The following is a 25,780-nucleotide window of genomic DNA, read 5'->3' as shown; positions in this document are numbered from 1 at the left end:
GAGACCTGAAACCTGAAACCTCAAACTTGAAACTTGAAACTAAAAAAAAAAGTTATGATAAAATGGGCAGATGTAATTCGTTTTACAAATAAAGGAAATCCCGCTCCTGAAAAAAGAGTGGAGAAAACCGAAGAAGAATGGAAACAGCTTTTAACTCCTGAAGAATATCAGGTAACGCGCTTAAAAGGAACTGAAAGGTCTTTTAGCTCTGAATTATGCAGTTTATTTGATCCGGGAATCTACGAATGTAAATGTTGCGGCACATTACTTTTTGATGCCAGCGAAAAATTTGAGTCGGGAACTGGATGGCCCTCATTTACGCAGCCGATCAAAGAAAGCGCCATTGGTTATCACGCAGACAAATCATACGGAATGATTCGTGTTGAAGTAACCTGTAATACCTGCGATGCACATTTAGGTCATATTTTCCCTGATGGTCCTGAACCAAGCGGATTAAGGTATTGTATCAATGCTATTTCTCTTTCTAAAATTAAAGAGTAATTAATAAATTTAAAAATTCTGAAAAGCGGTCCCTTTTATAAAACGGATCGCTTTTTTCTTTCTACTCTTTACTGTTGAAATCAATACGCAATTTTAAGCACAAATCTTGCCACTGCTGATCGAAAATAAAATAGTTGGTTATCTTTATTTATACTATTAATACTACTATTTTTAAAATAAATTTATAGCTATTATAAAAAAACATAAAATTGATTTTTTTTCGTTTCCTACTAACCCTTAGCGGGTTATAAAAAATAATTAAAAAATTCGTTTTTTAAATTAAAATCAGAAGCCCTAATTTTTAGTCTTTTGCCTCATTGTATGAAAAAGGAATAATTATCCCATCCACAGGTTACTATACAGCCCAAACACTTTTAGCATATAAACATGGTAATCAACAACTAAGATATTATTTTCGCAACAAAATTTCAACTGGAATGATAAAATCAAAGTCAGCTTTAAAATAGACTGGCATTCAACAAATTACATAACATCCAAAAATTTTGTAGTTATTATGTTAAATTTGTAATATTTAAACTATTATTTAAAGAGTAACTTAAAAAACTTCAAAATAAGATTAGGTAATTTAAATCTAATTGATTTTATTTGGCGAAAAATAACCCCCACAATCAATTAATCTATTCTATGAAATCCTACTCAATCCAAGAGATTAACGAAGTAATACAAGGTGTAATCTATGGCACTACATCTCAAAGTGTAACAGCTACAGAGCAATTAGAAAAAGCAACGACTTCTGAAATTTCTTTTATAGGAAATAAAAAATACGAGAAGTTATGGGAAGCCTCAAAAGCTTCAATAGCAGTCGTTAATGAAGATATTTCAATTGAACCGGGTGATAATCGCGCTTTTATTAAAGTAAAGAATGCCGACCTTGCAATGTCACAGATTCTGGCTCTTTTTGCACCACCTACCCCGTTATTTCATAATGACATTCACAAAACAGCAGTAATAGACGAAACAGCTGTTATCGGTGAAGGAAGCAGAATTGGTGCGGGCTGTTATATTGGACCAAAAGTAGAGATTGCAGCAAATGTTACCATCTATCCAAACGTTACTATATTAGACGAATGTACAATTGGCAAAAATACAGTGATTTGGCCTGGAGCAGTGATTCGTGAGCGTTGTCATATTGGAAACGATTGTATTATTCATCCAAATGCAACAATCGGAGCAGATGGTTTCGGATTCCGTCCTTGCAGTGAAAAAGGTCTGGTAAAAATTCCACAAATCGGAAATGTAATTATAGGAAACAGTGTTGAAATTGGAGCAAATACTTGTGTTGACCGTGGAAAATTCAGTTCTACCATTCTAGGTGATGGCTGTAAAATTGATAACTTAGTTCAGATAGGACACAACAGTAAATTAGGTAAATTTTGTATCATGGCAGGAAACAGCGGTCTGGCTGGTTCTGTAACGCTAGGAAACGGAGTAATAATTGGCGGCAGCGCCTCTATCAAAGACCATACGACTATCGGTGACGGAGCCATTGTCGGTGCCGGATCAGGAGTGGTTGGCGATATTCCGGCCGGAAAAACCATGTTGGGATATCCTGCTGTAGAAGCTCGTGACGCCTTAAAACAATGGGCCATCTTAAAAAGAATGGTTTGCGATTCTAAAAAATAATCAAACAATTGAAAAATATATAAAAAACAGAAGTTCGCTTCTGTTTTTTTTTGCCCTAAATTTAAAAAGCGACAAAATTTCAATTGTAAACAATTCAGTTTATTATATTTATTTCAATTGATTTTGTAAATTAGCACACACTATTTTGTAAAAACATCAATATCTTATGGATTTAAACTTCAATAAAAACGAAGATCACAATAAATTGCTACTTTCTGATTTAAAACAAAGATTTGCTAAAGTCAAATTAGGCGGCGGCGAAAAACGAATTGCAAAACTTCATGCCGAGGGCAAAATGACTGCCCGCGAACGTATTGATTATTTATTGGACGATAACGCCAAAAGTATTGAAATCGGAGGATTTGTCGGAGACGGAATGTATGCCGAGCACGGTGGCTGTCCATCCGGAGGAGTTGTGATAAAAATAGGATATATTAAAGGAAAACAATGCATTGTTGTAGCTAATGACGCTACGGTAAAAGCCGGAGCATGGTTTCCTATAACGGGAAAGAAAAACCTGCGTGCCCAGGAAATAGCAATGGAAAACAGATTGCCCATTATATATTTGGTAGACAGTGCAGGAGTTTACCTGCCGCTTCAGGATGAAATTTTCCCGGACAAAGAACATTTTGGCCGCATTTTTAGAAACAATGCTCAAATGAGCAGCATGGGAATCACCCAGATAGCTGCTGTAATGGGCAGTTGTGTTGCCGGTGGAGCCTATCTGCCAATTATGAGTGATGAGGCTTTAATCGTTGATAAAACCGGAAGTATCTTTCTGGCAGGAAGCTATCTGGTCAAAGCAGCCATTGGGGAAACAATTGACAATGAAACTTTAGGCGGGGCAACAACCCATTGCGAAATTTCGGGCGTAACCGATTATAAAGCAAAAGATGATGCAGACGCTTTAGACAAAATAAAAAACATTGTCGACAAAATTGGCGATTTCGATAAGGCCGGCTACAGCAGGATCAAAGCCGAAAAACCAGCTTTGGATCCAAAGGATATTTACGGAATTTTACCAAAGGCCAGAAACGAGCAGTACGACATGATGGAAATCATCAATCGTCTCGTTGACAATTCCGAATTTGAAGCCTACAAAGAAGGATACGGACAATCACTGATTACCGGTTATGCCAGAATTGATGGCTGGGCGGTAGGTATTGTAGCCAACCAAAGAAAAGTGGTAAAAACCAAAAAAGGCGAAATGCAGTTTGGTGGTGTTATTTATTCTGATAGTGCCGACAAAGCCACGCGTTTTATTGCCAATTGCAACCAAAAGAAAATTCCACTGGTTTTTGTGCAGGATGTTACCGGTTTTATGGTCGGATCAAAATCTGAACATGGCGGAATCATCAAAGATGGCGCCAAGATGGTAAATGCGGTAAGCAACTCAGTCGTACCTAAATTCACGGTAATTGTTGGTAATTCTTATGGAGCCGGAAATTATGCCATGTGCGGAAAAGCATATGACCCGAGATTAATTTTCGCCTGGCCAAGTGCAGAACTTGCCGTTATGGGAGGAACTCAGGCCGCAAAAGTACTCGCTCAGATTGAAGCTTCTTCGCTTAAGGCAAAAGGAGAAATTGTAGATGAAGCCAAAGAAGCAGAATTATTTGCAAAAATAAAAGCACGCTACGACGAGCAGACCTCCCCATATTATGCCGCTTCAAGATTATGGACAGATGCTATTATTGATCCTTTAGACACCAGAACCTGGATTTCAATGGGTATTGAAGCAGCCAATCACGCTCCTATTCAAAAACCATTTAATCTGGGTGTGATTCAGGTATAATTTTTAAGGGATTCTTAAAATGCGTTAATTAAAAAGTAAAAAACTTATTTTCAGGTACTTAAAAATACATATATGATTAAAAATTAGTAACTTAGTGTACAATTTTAATCACGTAGTATCATGGAAAATGTAAAAAGCTTAAATAAATGGGCCAATGCGCACACTTATTTACCAGTTGATTTAGTACGTATTGTATTGGGTGTTTTTTTATTTATGAAGGGGATTTCATTTGTAACCAACGTTCAGTATCTGCATGATTTAATTTCTCCTATAGACCAATTTGGCGGCGGAATGTTCCTTTTACATTACATTGCGCCAGCCCATATGATTGGAGGAATTATGATCTTCTTCGGATTACTGACCCGCTGGGCGATTGCAGCACAGCTACCGATATTATTCGGAGCTGTTCTGGTTAACTCTTTGGGACATATGCACTCAGAAAGTTTAATTTTAGCCGTAGTTGTGTTGCTGGCTTGTATTTTCTTTTTATTTTATGGTGGAGGAAAACACTCCGCCGATTATTATTTCAAAATGCAACAATAACATTGTTTTATCTTCAATCGTATCAAAAAACGGTTGAGGATAAGATAATAAAGTCTCATTTAAACGTTAATTAATGCTGCAGAATTTCTTTAATTGTCTTTTATGCATTAATTTCGCCGCTATGAACTGGATTCGTAAAACCGTTATTTTTATTTCACTTTTGCTTATAGCTTTCTTCGCTTCCCAGGCGAATGATATTGCCGTAGAAAAAAACGAAAGTCAAAAAACGGATACAGCTTTTTCTGTTGATACACCAGACTCTTTAGCCTTTATACAACCTCAGGCAAGTTATCAATTTGCTGCAAATGTCAAAACCAGCTACACTGGAGTAGCGAAATGGTTTGACGCTATTTTGATGACCACTCCTGGTCATCAGGCTGTAAAATCAGTAACAAACTTTGCCAATCAGCACTTAAACCAGAGTAAAAGAGTATTACTTCTGCTCTTTCCATTCCATTATTTTTGGTAATTATTTTTTTGAATTCTTAATCGGAAGAATCCTTTCTTCTCAAATCATTAAACTGTTTTCAAAACGAAAACTGTTTATTATTTCATTCAATTAATAAAACAAAAATGGATACAAGTGTAACTATAATTGGTATTGTGATTGCGGTCATAGTAGCCATCCCGGTATATTTTTCTGCACGTACAAGTGCCGTTAATAAAGCAAAAATTCTAGACATCAAAAAAAGATTCAATCCAAATCACCCACAGGATTTTGATTTAACAGAATCGCAAAGCAACAAAACGCTTGTCCTGGATCAGAAAAACAGAAAATTCATACTGATGAATTTCAATCCCAATCAACAGGAATCAGTCTATGTTGATTTGAAAACAGTTTCCTCCTGTAAGCTGGTTTTAACTTCTGACTCAAATTCAGATACTATCCTGAAAATTGATTTTGAATTTCAGGAAAAAGAAAGCCAAAAGAAAATTGTAATTCCTTTTTATGATTTCGATGACGACCGCATCAAACAAATAAGTGCTTATCAAGATCATATGTTTGCCAAAAAATGGCTTAAAATTATTCAGGATTCTATTTAATGTTAGTTATTTAATTCACCCGAGAGACCCAATTATGGGTCTCTTTTTTTATACTGCTAATATGACAATTATCATTTTATCTGTTAACCTCAACAACTAATTTTGACAGATTCAAAATCCACTTTTATGAAAATTTCCCTCACTCAAAAATACAACGTTCCTGGCCCTAGATATACCAGTTATCCAACAGTTCCGTATTGGGATGAAAGCAATTTTACAGAACAAAAATGGAAAGAATCCTTTCAGAAAACATTTTCAGAAAGCAATTCTGAAAACGGAATAAGCTTATACATCCATTTGCCATTTTGCGAAAGCATGTGTACCTTTTGCGGTTGCAATAAACGAATTACAAAAAATCATGCTGTTGAGGAAACGTATATAAAAGCCCTTTTAAAAGAATGGAGTTTATATTGCAGATTACTTCCGGAAAGGCCATTTATAAAAGAAATACATTTAGGCGGAGGTACTCCTACGTTTTTTTCTTCAAATAATTTAGAGCATCTTATCAATGGCATTTTTTGCTTTGCCAATAAAGCGGCGCATTATGAATTTAGTTTTGAAGGCCATCCTAATAATACGACGTACGAACAACTTAAAAAATTATATGAACTCGGTTTCCGTCGTGTAAGTTTTGGTGTTCAGGATTATGCCGAAAAAGTTCAGAAAGCGATTCATAGAATACAGCCTTTTCACAATGTGGCGAAAGTAACTTTTTGGGCAAAAGAAATTGGATATACTTCTATCGGGCATGATCTGATTTTTGGTTTGCCTTTTCAGAATATCGAAAATATAGTGGATACCGTGGAGAAAACAAATTCCTTAAAACCGGATCGACTGGCTTTTTACAGCTACGCCCATGTACCCTGGATAAAGGGAAACGGTCAGCGTGGTTTTAATGACGAAAACCTTCCAAAAGATGCCGAAAAACGAAAACTTTATGAAATTGGAAAACAATTGCTTACGAAAAACGGCTATCACGAAATTGGAATGGATCATTTTGCCTTAACTTCTGATAGTTTATACAAAGCCTCACAAAACAATAAGCTGCATAGAAATTTTATGGGTTATAGTGCTTCTAAAACTAAGCTTATGATCGGATTAGGAGTTTCTTCTATTAGTGACAGCTGGTACAGTTTTGCGCAAAACACTAAAAATATAGAAGATTATTATCAATTACTGGAATGGGATAAATTGCCTGTTGTAAAAGGTCATATCCTTACTGATGAAGATCTGATTATTAGAAAACACATCTTAAATTTAACTTGTGAATTTGAAACCTCCTGGACGGACGAAAACCTTTATTTTAATGAACTTCCGGATGTTTTACTGAATTTGAAAGAAATAGAAAAAGATAATTTAATTTGCATTGAAGAAAATAAAATCACAATTACGGAAGCCGGAAGACCTTTTGTCCGTAATATTTGTATGGCATTTGATTTACATTTAAAAAGAAAATCACCGGAAACTAATTTGTTTTCGATGACTGTCTAAATACAATTATTTTTAATGGCAATTTGGAGTCTGTTGCACAAATAAACTCATATTTGACGGGGATAAATAAGGAATTCCGAGTCCTAAACCCCTTAATATAAACAGCACTCCAATGACCACCGCTACATAAGGAATTACTTTTTGAATTCTATTCCTAAACGATGCTTTTATAACTGAATTGATGTATAAAACGATTGTCATTAATGGCACCGTTCCTAGTCCGAATAAAAGCATATATAAAATTCCAAAGCCGGCACTTTGCATTGCTACAGCCCCGAATAGAGCTACGTACACCATTCCGCAAGGGAGAAATCCATTTAGCAGGCCAATTATGAAAAGTGATTTATAACTCCTGTTTTTAAAATGAGCTCCTAAACCTGATTTTATTTTTGAAATAACTTTATATACCGGTTTTGAAAAGTTGTATTTTGAAAATGTTTTTTCCGGAATCAAAACCACGAGTATCATGGCCAAACCGATAAAAATGGACAGTTTTTGTTGTAATCCTGCCAGAAAAAAAACTCTTCCCAACAATCCAAAAATTAATCCGATAGTTGAATAAGCCGTTAATCTTCCCAAATGATAGGTTACAATCTGAGTTACCTTCTTTGCCTCATTGTGACGGTCGACAGGCAACATCATAGCAATAGGGCCACACATTCCAATGCAGTGAAAACTACTAATCAGTCCGAATATAAAAGCCGAATACAACATTTTTGCCCTTTATTAATTTACATAAATTACTTCCTTAGACAAATATTTTATTCCATTGTACTGCCATTCCATACTGACATCCCAGCGTCCTTTAATTAATTTTGTCTGAGGAATCAGCAGAGAATTACCGCCTAATACAATTGAGGTATTAAAATCAAATTTTTTGTTTGATGGACGATACAGCAATACGTTACCTTTTATTTTTTCACTTACGAATGTATCAGGGAATGTAATCAACAGTCCTTCAGCTGTATAATACATAGAAGGTCTTTCCTTTAAATCGTGTGCATTTTGAATTCGTGCCATTTCGTCCTGAAAATGCGAATCATGTTTGTAGTATTCTTCGACAACCAGATCGTTATCATATTTACTATTCGATTGCACTTCAAAAACAAAATACAGAATAAAGGTCATAAATAATCCAAAAGCGATTACTACTCCTGTTCCCCAGTTAATTTTCATGGTATTTTTATTTTAATTAAAACTCCTTGGTCCCAGAAAATTTGTTGTAGATGTTTCCAGCAACTGTTTTCCGTTGTAAATTCCAATTTTCACTTTGGTTTTATCACTTTCTAAGAGAACCTGATCGATTTCTATGAAAAGAGTTCCTTGCGAAATCCCTTCTTTCAACACTTTAAAATGTTGATTTCCCACGTTTTGAATAGTCCCTTTTTGTCCGATTAATTCAAAATGGATATCATGGTAGTCTTTCATTGTTTTATTGACAATCTTATACGTATACACATTGCTGATTTTCTCTCCTTTGTGTTGGAAAAGTTGCCCTGGTAAACGTAAAATAATGGCCTGAACATCTGTTCTTAAAAACAACATCCCCACAAAAACACTTAACAAAATGAACAAAACTGCTGTATAGCCCTTCATTCTGGCAGTGAATTTGAAAGGTTCTTTTTTCTCGATTTCATCTTCAGAAGCATACCGGATAAGACCTTTTGGTAAACCCACATTTTCCATAATGGCATCGCATTCATCCATACAGGCGGTACAATTGGTACATTCTAACTGTGTCCCGTTTCTTATGTCAATTCCCATTGGACAAACGTGTACACATTGGTGGCAGTCGATACAATCTCCTTTTCCTGTTGACGCACGGTCTTCTTTTTTATTGAATTTTGCCCGGCCTACTTCTTTTTCACCCCGAACAAAATCGTAGGCAACGTTTATTGACTTATTATCTAAAAGTACACCTTGTAATCGACCATAAGGACAAGCAATAATACACACCTGTTCCCTGAACCACACAAAAACAAAATAGAAAACAGCTGTAAAAATAAGCAGGGCAATAAAATTACTTGCCTGTGCTATTGGCCCCTGTTCCATCATCAGGAATAACGTATCACTTCCGACGAGATAAGCCAAAAAGACATTGGCGATTCCGAATGAAATCAAAAAAAATGTCAGCCATTTTAATAGTCTTTTACGAATTTTTTCGGTGTCCCATTTTTGTCTGGATAATCGTAATTGTGAGCCACGATCTCCGTCAATCCAATATTCAATTCTTCGAAAAACCATTTCCAAAAATATAGTTTGGGGACAAATCCATCCGCAAAAAATTCTTCCAAAAACAACTGTAAATAAGATAACAAAAACCACTCCCACCAACATCGATATCACAAAAAGATAAAAATCCTGTGGCCAAAATGGGAACCCGAAAATATTAAACCGACGTTCCAGAACATTGAACATCATGAACTGGTTACCGTTTACTTTTATAAATGGGTTAGCAATTAATATGGCAAGCAATACATAACTAACCCATTTTCTGTATTCATAAAATTTACCAGACGGTTTTTTGGGAAAAATAAATTTCCGCTTACCACCTTCATCAATGGTTCCAATGGTATCTCTAAATGCTTCGTCTGGTAAATTTGACATTTTTTTTGTTATTTAACTTCGGTACTATCTACCGTTTTATTTGCTGCCGCATCCTTTTTTGGCGCATTTTCATCCATCCAAATTTCACCTTCAGATTCTTTTGGATCTTTTGGATTGCTTCCCTGCAGAGACAAAATATAACTTGCCACTTTTTGAATTTCTTTTGGCTTTAAAGTCCCCTTCCAGGAAATCATTCCTTTTCCATCACGGCCACCATTGGTTATGGTATGAAATAAATTCTTAATTCCGCCACCTAAGATCCAGCGATCATCCGTCAGATTGGGTCCAATTTGCCCGCCTGCATCAGCACGGTGACACGCTGCGCAATTGGTGGTAAAAATTTCCTTTCCTGCTTCTAGACTTGGTGCATCCGTTAATAAAACTACCGTTTTTTCATCCATTAAATCCGGTGCAGTCTTTAGATATTCTTCGACATCCATTTTTGCCTGAGCCATTTCTTTTCTGAGTTCCATTTCCTGATCATCTCCTCCGAAAATCTCATAACGCGCCACGTAAACCACTCCGAAAACAATACAGATATAGAATAGATAGACCCACCATGGTGGCAAATTGTTGTCTAATTCTTTAATTCCATCATAATCATGATCCATCAACAAATCACCTTCTCTTTCGATTGGCTGTGTCTTCGTCAGTTTTTGCATCAGGTTTTTATACCAGCTGCTTTCCTTAAAAGGCAAGCTATTTTCATACGCTTCTTTTGCCCTTTCTTCTGCTGTCATCAATTGGTACATCACACGATTAACGGCACTTAACGTAATCTCTATCGCAATAAGAATAAATAGGAATACAAATAAAAAGACCGAAACCATAGGGTATTTTATAAATGCAGCCCTGTCACCGGAGTCTATAAAATACTCTAACAAAGCAAAGACTATGAAGAAAATTACAGGGACTCTTACATATACCGGGAAATATTTTTTCATTTTATTTATGTTTTGAAATTAAACTAATCCTTCATCCAAAGGGATTTCACTCATTTCCTGTATTTTTTCTTTTTTATAAGAGAATACCCAAAAGGCCAGGCCTACAAAAAAGAAAAAGAATATCAGAAGGGAAAGAATCGGGTAAATTTCTATACCCTTGATATTCTCCATATTGTGTTTTATTTGTTCGAACATAACCCTTATTTTTTAGCGGTTTCTTTTACTTTTAATATCTGTACCAAGTCTTTGTATATAAGCGATCAGAGCAACAATCTCTCTTTCATTCATCGGTGTAAATTTCTCCCCTTTGGCAGCTGCTTTTTTCTTACTATCCTCATAACTTTTCACAAAATCAGGATCACTTTCTAAGCTTTTCTCTATAGCGATTGCCTGAGTTCTCAATGTTTGTTGTGCGTTTGCCACTTCGATGGCTGTATAAGGAACCCCAAGTGAAACCATTGCTTGCATTTTTCTTTGAGTTAATGAAATATCCATTGGCTCATTGTCAAACAACCATTTGTAACCCGGCATAATTGAGCCTGCAGAAGTACTTTGCGGATTCCAGAAGTGATTAAAATGCCAGTTATCATTATATTTCCCTCCAACTCTTAATAAATCAGGACCGGTACGTTTTGATCCCCAAAGGAACGGGTGGTCGTAAACAAATTCACCTGCTTTAGATTGTGGACCGTAACGTTCTACCTCACTTCTAAACGGACGAACGGATTGTGAGTGACAGCCAACACAGCCTTCACGGATGTATAAATCACGTCCTTCGAGTTCTAATGGTGTATACGGTTTTACACTTGAAATTGTTGGAATATTAGATTTGACCATAATTGTAGGTACGATCTGAATTACACCTCCAATTAAAATAGCTATTGTTGCTAAAATCGTCAACTGAATTGGTCTTCTTTCTAACCAGGTATGGAATTTTTCCCCGTTAAGTCTGTTAGTACTGATGCGTTGTAAAGCGGGAGCCTGAGCTAATTCGTCTTCTACCGGTTCACCGGCTCTTACTGTCATTATGATATTATAAACCAATACAAGCATACCAACCAAATACAAAGTACCTCCAATAGCTCTCATCCAGTACATTGGCATGATCTGAGTTACTGTTTCAAGGAAATTTCCGTACGTTAAAGTACCATCGGGATTAAATTGTTTCCACATAGATGCCTGAAGAAAACCAGCCACATACATTGGTAAAGCATAGAGTATAATTCCCAAAGTTCCGATCCAGAAATGAAAATTAGCCAGTTTATTTGAGAACAATTTACTTTTGGTCATTCTGGGCACTAACCAGTAAATAATACCAAATGACATGAATCCATTCCAGGCCAGGGCTCCAACGTGTACGTGAGCAATAATCCAGTCGGTATAATGGGCAATAGCATTTACATTTTTTAAAGAAAGCATTGGTCCTTCAAAAGTGGCCATTCCGTATCCGGTAATCGCTACTACAAAGAATTTTAAAACAGGTTCTTCACGAACTTTATCCCATGCTCCTCTCAACGTTAAAAGACCATTAATCATACCTCCCCAGGACGGAGCGATAAGCATTACAGAAAATGCTACTCCCAGATTCTGAGCCCAATTGGGTAAAGCAGAATACAATAAGTGGTGTGGTCCCGCCCAGATATAAATAAAAATTAAGGACCAGAAATGTATAATCGATAAACGATAAGAATAAACAGGTCTGTTGGCTACCTTAGGAACAAAATAATACATCAGACCTAAAAATGGTGTGGTCAGGAAAAAAGCAACTGCATTATGGCCGTACCACCACTGCACCAGGGCATCCTGAACTCCGGCGTAAACGGAATAGCTTTTTAAAGCTGAAACAGGCAATTCGATGTTATTAAAAATATGCAAAACAGCAACAGTAACAAATGTGGCAAGATAAAACCAGATAGCCACATATAAATGGCGCTCACGGCGACGCAACATGGTACCGATCATATTGATCCCCATTACCACCCAAATCAGCGCGATTGCAATATCAATCGGCCATTCCAGTTCTGCATATTCTTTTGAAGAAGTATACCCTAAAGGCAATGTAATTGCAGCGGCCACGATAATAAGCTGCCATCCCCAAAAATGAACATTACTCAGAAAATCGCTAAACATTCTGGCTTTTAGCAAGCGCTGCAACGAATAGTATAAACCTGCAAAAAAGGCATTCCCTACAAAGGCGAAAATTACAGCATTGGTGTGCAAAGGTCTCAATCGGCCGTAGCTTAACCACGATATTCCGTCTGTCATGTTAGGAAAGAGATACATAACTGCTAACGTGAGCCCCACCAACATTCCGACGACTCCAAAAAGGATCGTAGCGTAAATGAATTTTTTTACAATTTTGTTGTCATAATAAAACTGTTCCATTTCCATAATTAGATTTGTTTTTCTTCGTTTATTGATTTATTTTTTTTTGGAGTAATTCTGGTTTCGTCGTCAAAAAGCATTCTGACCGAAGGCGTATAATCGTCATCATATTGTCCCGATTTGACAGCGATAATGAAAGCAATAAAAAATCCTATTGCAACGAAAATACTTACTGTGATTAATAGATAGATAACACTCATACCTTAAAGTTTATGTTAGCAAAATTATCAGCTTAAAGCCAGATAAAATATGATAATTGTCATGACAAATGATAAATGTTAATTACCTGTAACGACTATCATTTTATTTATAATCACCTTAAATTTCTATTGCTAAAATAGTTAGACATCAGGGTTACAAAACTCACAATTGTGATTGTGCTTAAGGGCATGATGATAGCGGCTACCAACGGAAGAAGGTTACCTGTTACGGCAAAAGACAGACCAACTACATTATAAATCAAGGATAAAGCAAAACTCATTTTGATGATCAGGATTGATTTATGGGAAAGTTTTAAAAAATAGTCTAAGCGCGAAAACTCGCTCGCATCTAAGATTGCATCACAGGCCGGTGAAAAAACATTGACATTTTCAGAGATGGAAATTCCGACATTACTTTGTGCCAGAGCTCCCGCATCATTCAGACCATCCCCAACCATCATTACATTCTGTCCCTTTTCCTGCAGCCTTTTGATAAACTCCAGTTTTTGTTCCGGTTTCTGGTTGAAAATTAGTTCGGTATTTTTGGGAAGTATGGCTTCGAGATTACTCCTTTCACCGTCATTATCACCTGAAAGTACTTTTATCTGATACTTTTTGCTTAAAGACAGAAACAGTTTTTCAAGACCATCCCGATATTGATTCCGAAAGACAAACCTACCGTAATACATGCTATCTATACGAATGTGCAGGGACGTTTTTTCTATTTCCGATGTTTCAAAAATTGGTGCCTCAACAAATTCTGAAGAGCCAATACGGATTACTTTATTAGCAACAGAACCCTGGATTCCCTTTCCTGTTATTTCCTGAAAGTCATCTGTTTTTATCTTTTCAGCTTCTTGCAAGAAGTCATAAAGCATCCTGCTTAACGGATGATTTGATGCGCGAAGTACATTTTTTATAAGGATATGATTTTCAGCAGAAATTGCACTTCCTTCATAATTGATAGTTGCCTTTTTATTGGTTGTAATTGTTCCTGTCTTATCGAAAACTATCGTATCTACTTTTGCTAACTGCTCAATAACTAAAGCATTTTTCAGGTATAATTTCTGTTTTCCTAAAATCCTCAGAATATTTCCAAAAGTAAAAGGTGCCGTTAAGGCCAATGCGCACGGGCACGCTACAATAAGTACAGCCGTGAAAACATTAAAAGCGGTATTGGCATCCATAAATATCCAGTATCCAAAACCGGTAAATGCGATTAATAATAATATCGGAGTAAAATAACGGCTAATAGCATCTGTAATTGTTTTATGTTTCTGCTGTACATTTTTTTGAAAAATCTCATTACTCCATAATTGTGTCAGGTAACTTTGGGAAACAGAATGCAAAACTTCCATTTCGATCACTTTGCCAATTTGTTTTCCTCCGGCAAAAACTTTATCTCCGGATTTCTTGGTAATCGGAACGGCTTCCCCTGTCACAAAGCTATAGTCAATTTCAGCCTTTTCGCTCATTAAAATACCATCAACCGGGATTAATTCCTGATTTCGGATGATTAACCTGTCTCCTTTTATGATATCGTACACCGGGACACTTTCTTCCGATGCATTTGGATTAATACGCGTAACAGCAATAGGAAAATACGATTTAAAATCTCTTTCAAAACTTAAAAAACTATAGGTTTTAATCTGAAACATTTTCCCGAGCAGCATAAAGAAAACAAGACCTGTCAAACTATCAAAAAAGCCGGGACCGTAATCCATTGCAATATCGAAAGTACTTCGGACAAACATCACAATGATCCCCAAGGCGATTGGAATATCAATATTCAGCATTTTTGCCTTTATACTTTTGTAAGCTGAAACATAATAACCGCTTGCCGAATATAAAAAACTGGGCAGTGACAAGATCAGAATCAGGGCCCTGAAAAAGGGTTTGTAATTATCCAGCCAAAATTCCTTAATTTCAAAATATTCAGGAAACGACAATAGCATGATATTTCCAAAACAGAAAAACGCAACTCCTAATTTATATGTAAGCGTACGGTTTACATTATTTTTTCCTGTTTCATAATTTTCTAAGCTAATATAGGGCTCATACCCTATTGAACTTAACATATAAACAATTGTTTTAAGGGAAACAATCTCAGAATCAAAGGTAATCCTGACTGTCTTCTCCGGAAAATTAACCTGTGAAATATTTATTCCCGGTTGAATTTTATTAAGGTTTTCCAAAATCCAAATACAGGAACTGCAATGGATGTATGGGATATTTAGGGAAACAATAGCGGTTTTTCCTTCCTGAAATTCCAGTACTTTGGATAGTATCGTTTCATTTTCCAGAAAGTCATATTTACCCTGAATATCCTGCGGAGTAGCACCGGGTGATTTTTCAAAATCATAATACGAGGTTAAATTATGAAGGCTAAAAATTTCGTAAACCGTTTTACAGCCGTTACAGCAAAACTTTTTTTCATCAAAATTGACTTCTTCATTTTTGGTCATGGTTAACCCGCAATGAAAACAACCTTGCTCGCTCATAATTTGTTTTTTTTAACTTATGCAAAGTTTATAAATTGCTAAAGGTTTTAAATATGACATTTATCATGCGCTACTAAATTATAATTTCAAACCCGGGAAAAGGAAAAGGAAAAGACAGCTATAAATTATTTCCTGCATTTTCTGCAATAAGTAGGTTATAGAAGCCGAATAATGGTTAATTTTGCAGTAAATACTATTTGCCATGAATAAATGTGATCAATGCATCGTAAGACAGCTTACCTCTCTGAAAGCTTTGAATAAAGAGGAAGTTATTAAATTGGCTAACAGCAAAACAACCTACAGTATAAAAAAAGGGGAAGCCATTTTTGAGGAAGGCGAAATCACTAATGGTGTTTTTTGTGTAAAAGACGGTATTGGAAAACTTTCAAAATTAAGCGCCAACGGAAAAGACCAGATTGTAAAACTGGTTAAATCGGGAGAGCTTTTAGGTCAGCGGTCCATGATTAGTAATGAACCGGCTAATTTATCTGCAAAAGCTGTTGCCGACATGGAAGTTTGTTTTATTCCAAAAGCAGAAATTATTCATTTTTTCAACAATAATAATCAGTTTTCAATGAACCTGATGCAAACGGTTTGTGAAGATTTGAAAGAATCTGAAAACGATAAGATTGCGCTGGCCCAAAAGACCGTAAAACAAAGGCTGGCCGAAACATTATTATATTTGCATGCCACTTTTGGCGAGAATACAGACAAAACTTTAAAGGTTCAGCTTACGAGAGAAGAACTGGCCGGAATGATTGGTACTGCAACCGAAAGCTGCATTCGATTATTATCAGATTTCAATAAGCTTGAACTTATTGAATTAATAGGTAAAAAGATTGTGCTTAAAAATGAAAAAGCCTTAAAAAAACTGGCTGAATAATCATAGTTTTTTTGCTTCGTTCCAAAATACATCCATTTCTGCTAAGGTCATATCCATCAGGGGTTTTCCGAGTTCGCCCGCTTTACTTTCCAGGTATTGAAAACGTTTGATAAACTTTTTATTAGTACGCTCCAGGGCATCTTCCGGGTTAACGTTTAAAAATCGGGCATAATTAATCATAGAGAATAGTACATCTCCAAATTCGGCTTCAATCTTATCCTGATCTCCTGCTTTTACTTCTTCCTGCAGTTCTTCTAATTCTTCCTGTACTTTATCCCAAACCTGATGTGGCTCTTCCCAGTCAAAACCTACACCTTTTACTTTATCCTGAATTCTGCTTGCTTTTACCAAAGCCGGTAAACTTCTCGGAACTCCTTCCAGCACCGATTTTTTCCCTTCTTTAAGTTTCAGTTTTTCCCAGTTTTGCTTGACTTCTTCTTCATCTTTTACCACTGTATCACTATAAATATGAGGGTGACGGTGAATCAGTTTTTCGCAAATTTCATTACAGACATCAGCAATATCAAAATCGTTGGTTTCGCTGCCTATTTTAGCATAAAAAACGATATGCAACAATAAGTCTCCGAGTTCTTTTTTAACTTCATTTAAATCATTATCCAGAATGGCATCTCCTAATTCATAGGTTTCCTCAATTGTAAGGTGCCTCAGCGTTTGCAAAGTCTGTTTTTTATCCCACGGGCATTGCTCACGAAGTTCATCCATGATAATTAATAATCTTTCGAAAGCCTGAAGTTGAAGTTCTTTACTCATTTTTGAAATGTTTTTTTGGTGATATAACCGAATGTTGTAAAAGTAAAAAATCCTGCCAAGAAAACATCTTAACAGGATTATTATATTTTGAATGTAAAGTATACTATTCGTCTTTTTTAGCAGCTGCTTTTTTTGCAGGAGCTTTTTTAGCTGCAGGAGCTTTTTTTGGCTTTTCTTCTGCCACCGGAGCTTCTTCTTTATCTTCTGCCGGAGCGGGAGCAGCATCCGTCACTAATCCCTTTGCCTGAAGTGTATTGTACCAGTTTAATACTTTTTTAATATCAGACGGATACACTCTTTCTTCATCATAATCAGGTAAAATTTCTTTAAAATACGCCGCCAAAGTTGCATTATCTTCTTTATGGGAAATCGCCTGACCTTTGTTTTCTTTAGCAGCAATACGCTGCATTACTTCAGTCAGCGGTTTTTCACCATCCTGGGTATAAATTGAAATTTCAGACAATAAACTTACGTTACTTTTTAAGCTTACAGTGATTTTTTTTCCATCTGTCAATGATTCAGCTACAAATCCTGTACGAGTCTGTACTTTTAAAGCATATAAACCTGGTTTCCCGGAAACAGCTAATATTTTTTCTAAATTCATGTTTATTATAATTTGTATTAAGAATTTCGTTTATTTTTTATGGTCTATTTTTTCAAAAGTATTATCTCCCTTTTTTAGCCGCGGCAAATTTCATTTTATAATCCTGAAACGTTTTGCCTTCCGTAATATTTTTTAATTTCTTCTGAATCAAACGCTTTTTTAAAGAAGATATTTTATCTGTAAACAAAACGCCTTCTATATGGTCGTATTCGTGTTGAATAACTCTTGCAATTAAACCGTCAAAAACTTCTGTTTTCATCACGAAGTCTTCTTCACAATATTCAATTGTAACCGTTGGTTTTCTGTAAACATCCTCTCTAACATCAGGAATACTCAGACAGCCCTCGTTAAAACTCCACTCTTCCCCTTCTTCTTTAACGATTTTGGCATTGATAAAAGTTTTTTTGAAACCTTTCAGTTTATTTTGTTCTTCTGCTGATAAATCTTCATCATCACTAAAAGGATTTGTATCAATTACGAACAAACGAATTGCCATCCCTACCTGTGGCGCGGCAAGACCAACACCATAAGCATTATACATGGTTTCATACATGTTTGCTAATATCTCTTTTAAGTTTGGATACTCCGGCGTAATTGCCTCACCCACTTTTCTTAAAACCGGATCACCGTATCCTACAATTGGTAAAATCATTTGTATTATTTTATGTATTATCTACTGAAAACACTGAATTTTATTCTCATAATTCAGCTGGCAAAAATAGTAAAAAATAGTCAATGAATAATTCTAAACAACATATAAATATCAATTTTACATGCTTATTAAAAACTCATCTATAATTGTGCCAAAATAATTCGTACAATTCTTACCTTTGCTGGTAAACCTCAATATATGTTTGATCGTATCGCGAAATTCACCAACAGCACCTCTTTTCTAAATGCTTCAAAAGTAACGATTGCCTCGGTTGTTCCTGTTTTAATTTTAAATTTCCTGGGACATTTTGAAATCGGTTTCACCATTGCTTTAGGGGCTTTTTATACCTATCCGAGTGATATACCGAGCACTTTGGTGCATAAGATAAAAGGCCTTATTGTGGCTTCGCTTATCGTTTCGGGAGTAAATTTACTCGTAAATCTTGCTTATCCGTTTCCGTTCTTATTTTATCCGTTTTTAGGATTATTGTTGTTTTTATGCTGTATGATTTCTGTTTATGGCCAACGCGCCACTTTAGTATCATTTTCTGCTTTACTTTCTATTTCGCTCTCTTTTGGTCATTTGCATGAAGGCTGGGATGCTGTTGAATATTCGGGTTTTATATTTGTCGGCGGTATTTTATATCTGATTGTATCTCTTGTATTTCATTTTGTACAGCCTTATAAATATGTTGAATTACAAATTGCCGAAGGCATAAAGTTAACGGCCAAATATTTAAAATTAAGAGGTGATTTATGGAGCCCTGAAGCCAATCGCGAAAAGATAACAGAGAAACAACTGGCCCTTCAGGTGGAGTTAAATCTAATCAATGAGGACCTGAGAAAGGTTTTAATTGGCAACCAGAGTACCTCTGCCGCCACAAGCCAGAATCGCAAAATGCTGCTTGTCTTTATTACTTTGATTGAAATTCAGGAACTCGCTTTATATACTTCATTTGACCATAACAGGCTACTTGAGAAATTTGACAAACATCCCGAAGTTTTGAGAACGTATCAGAATGTTGCCTATAAACTGGCTTCGACCTTAAAAAAACTTTCTAAAAATGTCAATCATATTGCTGCTTATGTAGATAAAAATGATTTGAAAAATGAAATAGACGCTCTTGAATTTGCCATTTTTGACTATGAAAAAAGCTTAGGAAAAGAGGAAGCCAGCGAAGGTGTACTGATGCTGACGAATATGCTGAAATATGCTAAAAACCAGGTCGGAAAAATTAAGATTATCCAAAGGGCTTTCTCACTTGCCATGCAGTCTTATAAATTAAAAGACAAGGACAAAGAGCTGGAAAAATTTCTGACCCCGCAATACTATCCGTTGCGGACACTTATTGAGAATATGAGTTTTTCTTCCTCTATTTTCAGGCATTCGCTTCGGTTGACGATTACGATTCTGATTGGTTTTTTTATTGGAAAATTTCTGCCTTTCCAGAATGTGTACTGGATCTTACTGACCATCGTTGTCATTATGCGCCCGGGGTACGGACTGACAAAAGAGCGCTCTTACAATAGAATCTTCGGAACTGTATTGGGCGGTTTACTGGCATTCGGAATTGTATCCCTGGTTCAGAACCATGTCGCCCTGAGTATATTTTCTATTGTCTGCATGCTGCTTGGTATCTCTTTTACACAGATTAATTATAAAATAAGCGCCACTTTCGTAACGATGTATGTGGTTTTTATTTATGGGATTCTGACTCCCAATATTGTAGAAGTAATTCAGTTCAGAATACTGGATTCGCTTACCGGAGCCATTCTGGCTTTTCTTGCCAACCAGTTTTTATGGCCTGCATGGGAGTTTATAAATACTCCGATTCATATTGAAAATTCGATTCGGGCCAACAGGAATTATCTGAAGGAAATTGCTGATTTTTATAATAAAAAAGGAGAAACACCTACTTCTTACCGTTTGTCAAGAAAAAATGCCTTTGTAGAAATTGGTAATTTAATGACCTCTTTTCAGCGTATGATGCAGGAACCGAAATCGAAGCAGAAAACGCTGCCCCTTGTCAATAAACTGGTGGTATTGAATCATTCGCTGCTTTCGGCACTGGCTTCCCTGTCGACTTATATTCAGTCACATCAGACTACATCTGCGTCGGAATCATTCAATTATATTATTAAAACGATTCTATTGAATTTAGATCATTCGATTTCAGTTTTAAAAAACGAAACTATTTTAACCGATACTTTTTTTGATAAAGAGGATGTGACGCTGCAATTTGAAGAACTGAAACGTATTAATTTCACTCGTCTGGCAACAGATGACGAACTCGATAAAGAAACCCGTCAGGCGAAGATGCAGGAAGCCCAGATGGTTATTGAACAACTGATCTGGATGAGTAACCTGGCAGAAAAAATATTGAAAATCACGAAAGAACTAAAAGCAACAAATCCAGATTAATTCATCTGGATTTGTTATTTATATAGCTGAGATCTGAATCTAATTAGTAAGCTTTAAAACTTCAGCAGTATGTTTTCTGGTTGCTGCTAACAGTTCCGGATTATCATTTAAGGTTTTACCGTAAGAGGGAACCATATTTTTCATTTTCGCTTCCCATTCCGGTGTTTTCATTTGATTAGTAAAACATCTGCTCACTAAATCTATCATAATGGAAACTGCTGTTGAAGCCCCTGGAGAAGCGCCTAACAAAACTGCTAAAGTTCCGTCATGGGTATTGATTACTTCTGTTCCAAATTCTAACACTCCGCCTTCTTTTTCATCTTTTTTGATCACCTGAACACGTTGTCCTGCTCTTTCCAGTTTCCAGTCTTTGGAACGTGCTGTTGGCAAATATTCACGAAGTGCTGCCATTCTGTCTTTTGGGGACTGACGCACCTGCTCAATTAAATATTTCGTCAACGGTATATTATGGAATCCCGCTGATAACATCGGAATTAAGTTAGTTGCTTTTATGGATAATGGCAAATCAAGGTACGATCCGTTCTTTAGGAAACGTGTCGAAAATCCGGCGAAAGGTCCGAAAAGAAGTGCTTTTTCACCATCAATTACACGTGTATCTATATGTGGAACAGACATTGGAGGTGCCCCAACGCTTGCTTTTCCGTACACTTTTGCCTGATGTTTTGCGATTACTTCCGGATTGGTACATTTCAACCATTGCCCGCTTACCGGGAAACCGCCGTAACCATTTCCTTCGGGAACATTTGCTTTTTCCAGTAATGGCAGTGAACCACCTCCTGCTCCGATAAAGACGAATTTGGTATAGGCTTTTCTTTTTTGGCCTGTAGACAAATCGGTAATTTTAATTCTCCATGATTTATCTTCGCGCTGATTTAATTTTTTAACCTCGTGATTAAAATATAAAGAAACACCATCCAGTTTTTCCAGATAATTAAACATGCTTCTGGTCAGTGCACCGAAATTCACATCGGTACCGATAGGCATGTGTGTAGCAGCTAGTTTTTCGTTATTTTCCCTGCCTTCCATCACAAGCGGCATCCATTGTTTTAATTGTTCAAAATCTGTACTGAAAGACATTTGAGCAAAAATCGGATTGCTTTGTAAAGCTTCGAAACGTGTTTTAAGGTATTCGACGTTTTTATCTCCCCAGACAAAACTCATGTGGGGAACGCTTTTGATGAAATTTTCCGGAGACGGAACTTTATTTTGCTGCACCAGGTACGACCAAAACTGACGGGAAACTTCAAATGATTCTGCTATACTGATTGCTTTTTTAGGATCAATACTTCCGTCAGCCTTTTCGGGAGTGTAATTTAACTCACAAAAGGCAGAATGTCCGGTTCCCGCATTATTCCATGCATCAGAGCTTTCGGCTGCTGCAACATCTAATCTTTCGTAAATTTCAATTTTAATATCGGGTTGTAACTCCTTCAAAATTAATCCGAGAGTTGCACTCATAATTCCAGCTCCAATAAGCACTACTTCACTATTGGAACGTATTGTATTGTCAGGCATAACAGTAATTTGTTTTTAAAGTGCAAAGGTACTTTTTTCAATCGCAAAAAAAAACTAATTTTTACATGATAAAAGTTAGAAAATTATAATTTTTTCCTAAAAAGTAAAATTAAATCCAATTATACCTAAAAACGTTTAGAAGAAAGATAGTCCTGCAGCATAATGGTGGCTGAAATTTCGTCAATCAAACCTTTATTCTGGCGTTGTTTTTTACTTAATCCGCTATCTATCATGGTCTGAAATGCCATTTTCGACGTAAATCTTTCATCGACGCGAACGACTTTCATCTCCGGAAAAATATTAGAAAAATGGGTCACAAATCCCTTGATTACAGAGGCGCTTTCAGACGGAAGCCCGTTCATTTGTTTGGGTTCGCCAATTAGTACAGCTTCGACTTTTTCTTTGGAAAAATAGTCTTTCAGAAAATCTATTAAAGTGCTCGTCGGAATTGTTGTTAACCCTGAAGCTATAATCTGCATTTCATCGGTAACGGCAATTCCGGTACGTTTTTGTCCGTAATCTAAGGATAGGATTCTTGGCATTTTGTAATTTTTATCAAAGATAGAAAGGAAAATGCACAAACGGGAAAAGAAAATATTTCATTTTACAAAAAAAAATCCGCTTTGATTTCTCAAAACGGACTCTTCCAACGTTTAAAACCTAAAAAAAGTGGGATTATCTACCAAATAAACGACCAAAAAAACCTCTCTCGTCTTCCTCCTCCACTTCGTCGTGATGAGCAGATTTTGATTGTGTTTTTTCATGTTCCAAGATCAATTCTTTGATATATTCAATATAAGTTCTTTTCTTTTCTTCTAAGAAACCAATCAGGTATTTTTCACTAAATTCTACTCCGCTTGCGGCTTCAATCTGTAATAATTTTTTATACAAAGGCTCAATGTGCATGGCGACAACTTCCTGAGGAACCGCCTGTCTTCTTCCGAAATAATTTACGATTACACCATTTTCATCTTTGGCAATTTCAAAATCAGTAATTACCCAATAGTATCTTCCTGATTTTGCCAGGTTTTTTACAATGGCATGAAAGTTTTTACCTGCCTTCAGATTTTCCCAAAGCACCTTAAAAATTACTTTTGGCATATCGGGATGCCTGATAATATTATGTGGCTGTCCCATAAGCTCGTAGTCTTCGTATCCGCAGACATCTATAAAGACTTCGTTTGCATATTCGATAATACCAAAGGCATTTGTTTTACTCATAATAACCTGGGTTTTATCCCAAGAGACTTCTTTATCAATAATGGTTCGACCCTGAAGCTGATTTTCCTGATTCATATCTTAGCTGATTAATTTGTTTGTTTGGACTGGTAATTGGTATTTGATAATTCCGCTTGTAAGACCTGAATTATGGCGCAAAACTAATGAGAAGTAAAAACTCAAAATCTGACTTTTATCATATTTTGTCAGCTAAAAAACATTTATCATACGTTGGGTTCATTGCTTTTTCTTTCTCCAAAATTTATTTATCAAATTAAAAACAAAATGTTACGCCTGTAACATTTTCAAATGGTTTTACTTTTTTGCTTTTGGCCAAATACGCTATCTTTGCAAAAAATTAAAACTTATGAATTCTTTACAGACGATCATTGAACAAGCTTGGGAAAACAGAGCTTTATTACAGGAAACTACTACCACTGATGCTATCAGAGAAGTTATAGAACTATTAGACGCAGGAAAATTACGTGTTGCTGAACCGGTTGGTGAAGGATGGCAGGTAAATGAATGGGTAAAAAAAGCAGTTGTAATGTATTTCCCAATTCAAAAAATGGAAACATTGGAATCCGGTATTTTCGAATATCACGATAAAATGTTACTAAAAAGAGGTTACGCTGAAAAAGGAATTCGTGTAGTACCCAATGCTGTGGCACGTTACGGGGCTTACATTTCAAGCGGTGTTATTTTAATGCCAAGTTATGTAAACATCGGAGCTTATGTAGATGAAGGAACAATGGTGGACACCTGGGCCACTGTTGGTAGTTGTGCACAGATTGGTAAAAATGTTCACTTAAGCGGTGGTGTTGGTATTGGCGGGGTTTTAGAGCCGTTACAGGCTGCTCCGGTAATTATTGAAGACGGTGCTTTTGTGGGTTCCCGTTGTATTGTTGTTGAAGGTGTTCACGTTGGTAAGGAAGCAGTTCTTGGAGCCAATGTATGTCTTACTGCCTCTACTAAAATTATAGATGTTACGGGTGATGAACCAGTTGAAATGAAAGGTTATGTTCCTGCACGTTCTGTTGTAATTCCGGGAAGTTATACTAAGAAATTTGCTGCCGGAGAATTTCAGGTTCCTTGTGCACTGATCATTGGTACACGTAAACCTTCTACAGATTTGAAAACTTCACTGAATAATGCTTTACGCGAATATGATGTAGCAGTATAGTTTTAAAATTCCAAATAAAAAAAATCCAAATTCCAATACTTATCAATTGGAATTTGGAATTTTTTTATTGGAATTTCTTGTTTTCTTGTTTTTATTGTTTTTTCTGAAGCTTTAATAGCTTGGCATATTTCATATACGAAAAAAAACTCTGGATCATGGCGATTGACAATCCTTCGATACCATTGAATATTCCTTTCTTAAAAAAGTAGCAGCGAATAAAAGCTACTGTACCGTTCAGAACGGGTTTGAAAGCATTGATTCTCTTCCCCTGATCAAACAATTGTTGTGCATGCCAGCCTGAATATTGATTTTTCTTCGCAATAATCTGATCTAAGGAATCCCAGCCGTAGTGCAAAATATGTACAGCTACTTTTTTCTCGTTTTGTGTTATGATTTTCTGATGTACGATAGAATCTGAAGGTCTTGCTGTTTGTTTATTGAAAAAACGAACTTTATGGTCCGGATACCAGCCCGAAAAATCGATAAGTTTATTTCCTAAAAAGTTTTTAACCCTGAAGCTGAAAGCATCGTAATTTCCTTCCAGATATTTTTCTTTGAGTATAAATTCCTCGGCATCCCTGTCAAGAAATTCATCTGCATCAAGATTCAGGATCCAGTCATTTTTACAATAAGGCAAACCGTGGGTGCGTTGTGGTCCATCTCCTAAAAAAGACTGTTGTACTACTACAGCTCCTTTTTCTTTTGCAATTTCAACCGTGCGGTCTTTACTGAACGAATCTACAATAATTACTTCATCGCAAACTTTTTGCAAAGCATCAATGCATTTACCAATGTTTTTCTCTTCATTAAAAGTAATAACCAAACCGCTAATCTTCATTGTAAAATTTAATTTATGA

Annotated in this window: 25 protein-coding genes; 10 read left to right on the top strand and 15 right to left on the bottom strand. The window is 36.2% G+C overall.

Annotation, left to right across the window (positions count from 1 at the left end):
* Positions 1-54: 54 nt before the first annotated feature.
* The 7 genes from msrB to hemN all read left to right on the top strand — a co-directional run bounded on the left by msrB (position 55) and on the right by hemN (position 7,018).
* Positions 55-501: a peptide-methionine (R)-S-oxide reductase MsrB gene (gene msrB / locus D0817_RS04435; protein ID WP_127337197.1), complete on the top strand. Its 447-nt coding sequence runs from the start codon at positions 55-57 to the stop codon at positions 499-501.
* Positions 502-1,146: 645 nt separating this feature from the next.
* Entirely contained in the window at positions 1,147-2,145 is a 999-nt protein-coding gene (gene lpxD / locus D0817_RS04430; RefSeq protein ID WP_127337196.1) for a UDP-3-O-(3-hydroxymyristoyl)glucosamine N-acyltransferase, read from the top strand.
* A gap of 166 nt (positions 2,146-2,311) precedes the next feature.
* Positions 2,312-3,940 carry an acyl-CoA carboxylase subunit beta gene (locus D0817_RS04425; RefSeq protein ID WP_127337195.1) on the top strand — a complete coding sequence of 543 codons (1,629 nt, stop codon included), beginning with the start codon at positions 2,312-2,314 and terminating at the stop codon, positions 3,938-3,940.
* 120 nt (positions 3,941-4,060) lie between these two features.
* Entirely contained in the window at positions 4,061-4,483 is a 423-nt protein-coding gene (locus tag D0817_RS04420; RefSeq protein WP_127337194.1) for a DoxX family protein, read from the top strand.
* 121 nt (positions 4,484-4,604) lie between these two features.
* A complete protein-coding gene (locus D0817_RS04415; protein ID WP_127337279.1) occupies positions 4,605-4,952 on the top strand; it encodes a hypothetical protein in 348 nt (115 codons plus the stop codon).
* A 104-nt stretch (positions 4,953-5,056) separates the two neighbouring features.
* Positions 5,057-5,527 (top strand): hypothetical protein, encoded by a 471-nt coding sequence (locus D0817_RS04410; protein ID WP_127337193.1) that lies wholly within the window; start codon positions 5,057-5,059, stop codon positions 5,525-5,527.
* A gap of 126 nt (positions 5,528-5,653) precedes the next feature.
* Positions 5,654-7,018 (top strand): oxygen-independent coproporphyrinogen III oxidase, encoded by a 1,365-nt coding sequence (gene hemN, locus D0817_RS04405; RefSeq protein ID WP_127337192.1) that lies wholly within the window; start codon positions 5,654-5,656, stop codon positions 7,016-7,018.
* Between the two features lie 12 nt (positions 7,019-7,030).
* Here the strand turns inward: hemN and D0817_RS04400 are convergent, their stop codons facing one another.
* The 8 genes from D0817_RS04400 to D0817_RS04365 all read right to left on the bottom strand — a co-directional run bounded on the left by D0817_RS04400 (position 7,031) and on the right by D0817_RS04365 (position 15,655).
* Positions 7,031-7,732, bottom strand: coding sequence for a sulfite exporter TauE/SafE family protein (locus tag D0817_RS04400; RefSeq protein WP_127337191.1), 702 nt, complete (start codon positions 7,730-7,732; stop codon positions 7,031-7,033).
* A 12-nt stretch (positions 7,733-7,744) separates the two neighbouring features.
* Positions 7,745-8,194: a FixH family protein gene (locus D0817_RS04395; RefSeq protein ID WP_127337190.1), complete on the bottom strand. Its 450-nt coding sequence runs from the start codon at positions 8,192-8,194 to the stop codon at positions 7,745-7,747.
* A 12-nt stretch (positions 8,195-8,206) separates the two neighbouring features.
* Positions 8,207-9,625 (bottom strand): cytochrome c oxidase accessory protein CcoG, encoded by a 1,419-nt coding sequence (ccoG, locus tag D0817_RS04390; RefSeq protein ID WP_127337189.1) that lies wholly within the window; start codon positions 9,623-9,625, stop codon positions 8,207-8,209.
* Positions 9,626-9,633: 8 nt separating this feature from the next.
* Positions 9,634-10,569: a cbb3-type cytochrome c oxidase N-terminal domain-containing protein gene (locus tag D0817_RS04385; RefSeq protein ID WP_127337188.1), complete on the bottom strand. Its 936-nt coding sequence runs from the start codon at positions 10,567-10,569 to the stop codon at positions 9,634-9,636.
* An 18-nt stretch (positions 10,570-10,587) separates the two neighbouring features.
* Positions 10,588-10,764, bottom strand: a complete 177-nt coding sequence (locus D0817_RS04380) for a CcoQ/FixQ family Cbb3-type cytochrome c oxidase assembly chaperone (RefSeq protein ID WP_127337187.1) — start codon at positions 10,762-10,764, stop codon at positions 10,588-10,590.
* A gap of 12 nt (positions 10,765-10,776) precedes the next feature.
* Positions 10,777-12,960, bottom strand: a complete 2,184-nt coding sequence (gene ccoN / locus D0817_RS04375) for a cytochrome-c oxidase, cbb3-type subunit I (RefSeq protein WP_127337186.1) — start codon at positions 12,958-12,960, stop codon at positions 10,777-10,779.
* Positions 12,961-12,962: 2 nt separating this feature from the next.
* Positions 12,963-13,154, bottom strand: a complete 192-nt coding sequence (gene ccoS, locus D0817_RS04370; protein ID WP_127337185.1) for a cbb3-type cytochrome oxidase assembly protein CcoS — start codon at positions 13,152-13,154, stop codon at positions 12,963-12,965.
* Between the two features lie 113 nt (positions 13,155-13,267).
* Positions 13,268-15,655 (bottom strand): heavy metal translocating P-type ATPase, encoded by a 2,388-nt coding sequence (locus D0817_RS04365; protein WP_127337184.1) that lies wholly within the window; start codon positions 15,653-15,655, stop codon positions 13,268-13,270.
* Between the two features lie 202 nt (positions 15,656-15,857).
* Between D0817_RS04365 and D0817_RS04360 the strand changes: the two genes are divergently transcribed.
* Complete coding sequence (locus D0817_RS04360; protein WP_127337183.1) at positions 15,858-16,538, top strand: Crp/Fnr family transcriptional regulator; 681 nt, start codon at positions 15,858-15,860, stop codon at positions 16,536-16,538.
* Here the strand turns inward: D0817_RS04360 and mazG are convergent, their stop codons facing one another.
* The 3 genes from mazG to def all read right to left on the bottom strand — a co-directional run bounded on the left by mazG (position 16,539) and on the right by def (position 18,565).
* Positions 16,539-17,309, bottom strand: coding sequence for a nucleoside triphosphate pyrophosphohydrolase (gene mazG / locus D0817_RS04355; protein ID WP_127337182.1), 771 nt, complete (start codon positions 17,307-17,309; stop codon positions 16,539-16,541).
* Positions 17,310-17,412: 103 nt separating this feature from the next.
* Entirely contained in the window at positions 17,413-17,913 is a 501-nt protein-coding gene (locus D0817_RS04350) for a DUF5606 family protein (RefSeq protein ID WP_127337181.1), read from the bottom strand.
* Between the two features lie 61 nt (positions 17,914-17,974).
* Positions 17,975-18,565 carry a peptide deformylase gene (gene def / locus D0817_RS04345; RefSeq protein ID WP_127337180.1) on the bottom strand — a complete coding sequence of 197 codons (591 nt, stop codon included), beginning with the start codon at positions 18,563-18,565 and terminating at the stop codon, positions 17,975-17,977.
* Between the two features lie 198 nt (positions 18,566-18,763).
* On the opposite strand from def, the gene D0817_RS04340 reads away from it, so the two are divergent.
* The gene (locus D0817_RS04340; protein ID WP_127337179.1) at positions 18,764-20,986 is read left to right on the top strand and encodes an FUSC family protein; all 2,223 of its coding nucleotides are present in this window, start codon (positions 18,764-18,766) and stop codon (positions 20,984-20,986) included.
* Positions 20,987-21,025: 39 nt separating this feature from the next.
* Here the strand turns inward: D0817_RS04340 and D0817_RS04335 are convergent, their stop codons facing one another.
* The 3 genes from D0817_RS04335 to D0817_RS04325 form a co-directional block, all read right to left on the bottom strand.
* The gene (locus D0817_RS04335) at positions 21,026-22,522 is read right to left on the bottom strand and encodes a malate:quinone oxidoreductase (RefSeq protein ID WP_127337178.1); all 1,497 of its coding nucleotides are present in this window, start codon (positions 22,520-22,522) and stop codon (positions 21,026-21,028) included.
* A 125-nt stretch (positions 22,523-22,647) separates the two neighbouring features.
* Positions 22,648-23,064 (bottom strand): Holliday junction resolvase RuvX, encoded by a 417-nt coding sequence (gene ruvX / locus D0817_RS04330; RefSeq protein ID WP_127337177.1) that lies wholly within the window; start codon positions 23,062-23,064, stop codon positions 22,648-22,650.
* A 133-nt stretch (positions 23,065-23,197) separates the two neighbouring features.
* The gene (locus D0817_RS04325; RefSeq protein WP_127337176.1) at positions 23,198-23,818 is read right to left on the bottom strand and encodes a PAS domain-containing protein; all 621 of its coding nucleotides are present in this window, start codon (positions 23,816-23,818) and stop codon (positions 23,198-23,200) included.
* Between the two features lie 289 nt (positions 23,819-24,107).
* Between D0817_RS04325 and D0817_RS04320 the strand changes: the two genes are divergently transcribed.
* The gene (locus D0817_RS04320; protein WP_127337175.1) at positions 24,108-24,923 is read left to right on the top strand and encodes a 2,3,4,5-tetrahydropyridine-2,6-dicarboxylate N-succinyltransferase; all 816 of its coding nucleotides are present in this window, start codon (positions 24,108-24,110) and stop codon (positions 24,921-24,923) included.
* A gap of 91 nt (positions 24,924-25,014) precedes the next feature.
* Here D0817_RS04320 and D0817_RS04315 read toward each other — a convergent pair whose 3' ends face one another.
* Positions 25,015-25,761 (bottom strand): glycosyltransferase family 2 protein, encoded by a 747-nt coding sequence (locus D0817_RS04315; RefSeq protein ID WP_127337174.1) that lies wholly within the window; start codon positions 25,759-25,761, stop codon positions 25,015-25,017.
* Positions 25,762-25,780 lie beyond the last annotated feature (19 nt).

This window comes from Flavobacterium cupreum (genome assembly GCF_003996965.1).
GTDB lineage: Bacteria > Bacteroidota > Bacteroidia > Flavobacteriales > Flavobacteriaceae > Flavobacterium > Flavobacterium cupreum.
Note: the sequence above shows the minus strand (reverse complement) of the source record. Positions and strands in the feature narration are given on the sequence as shown.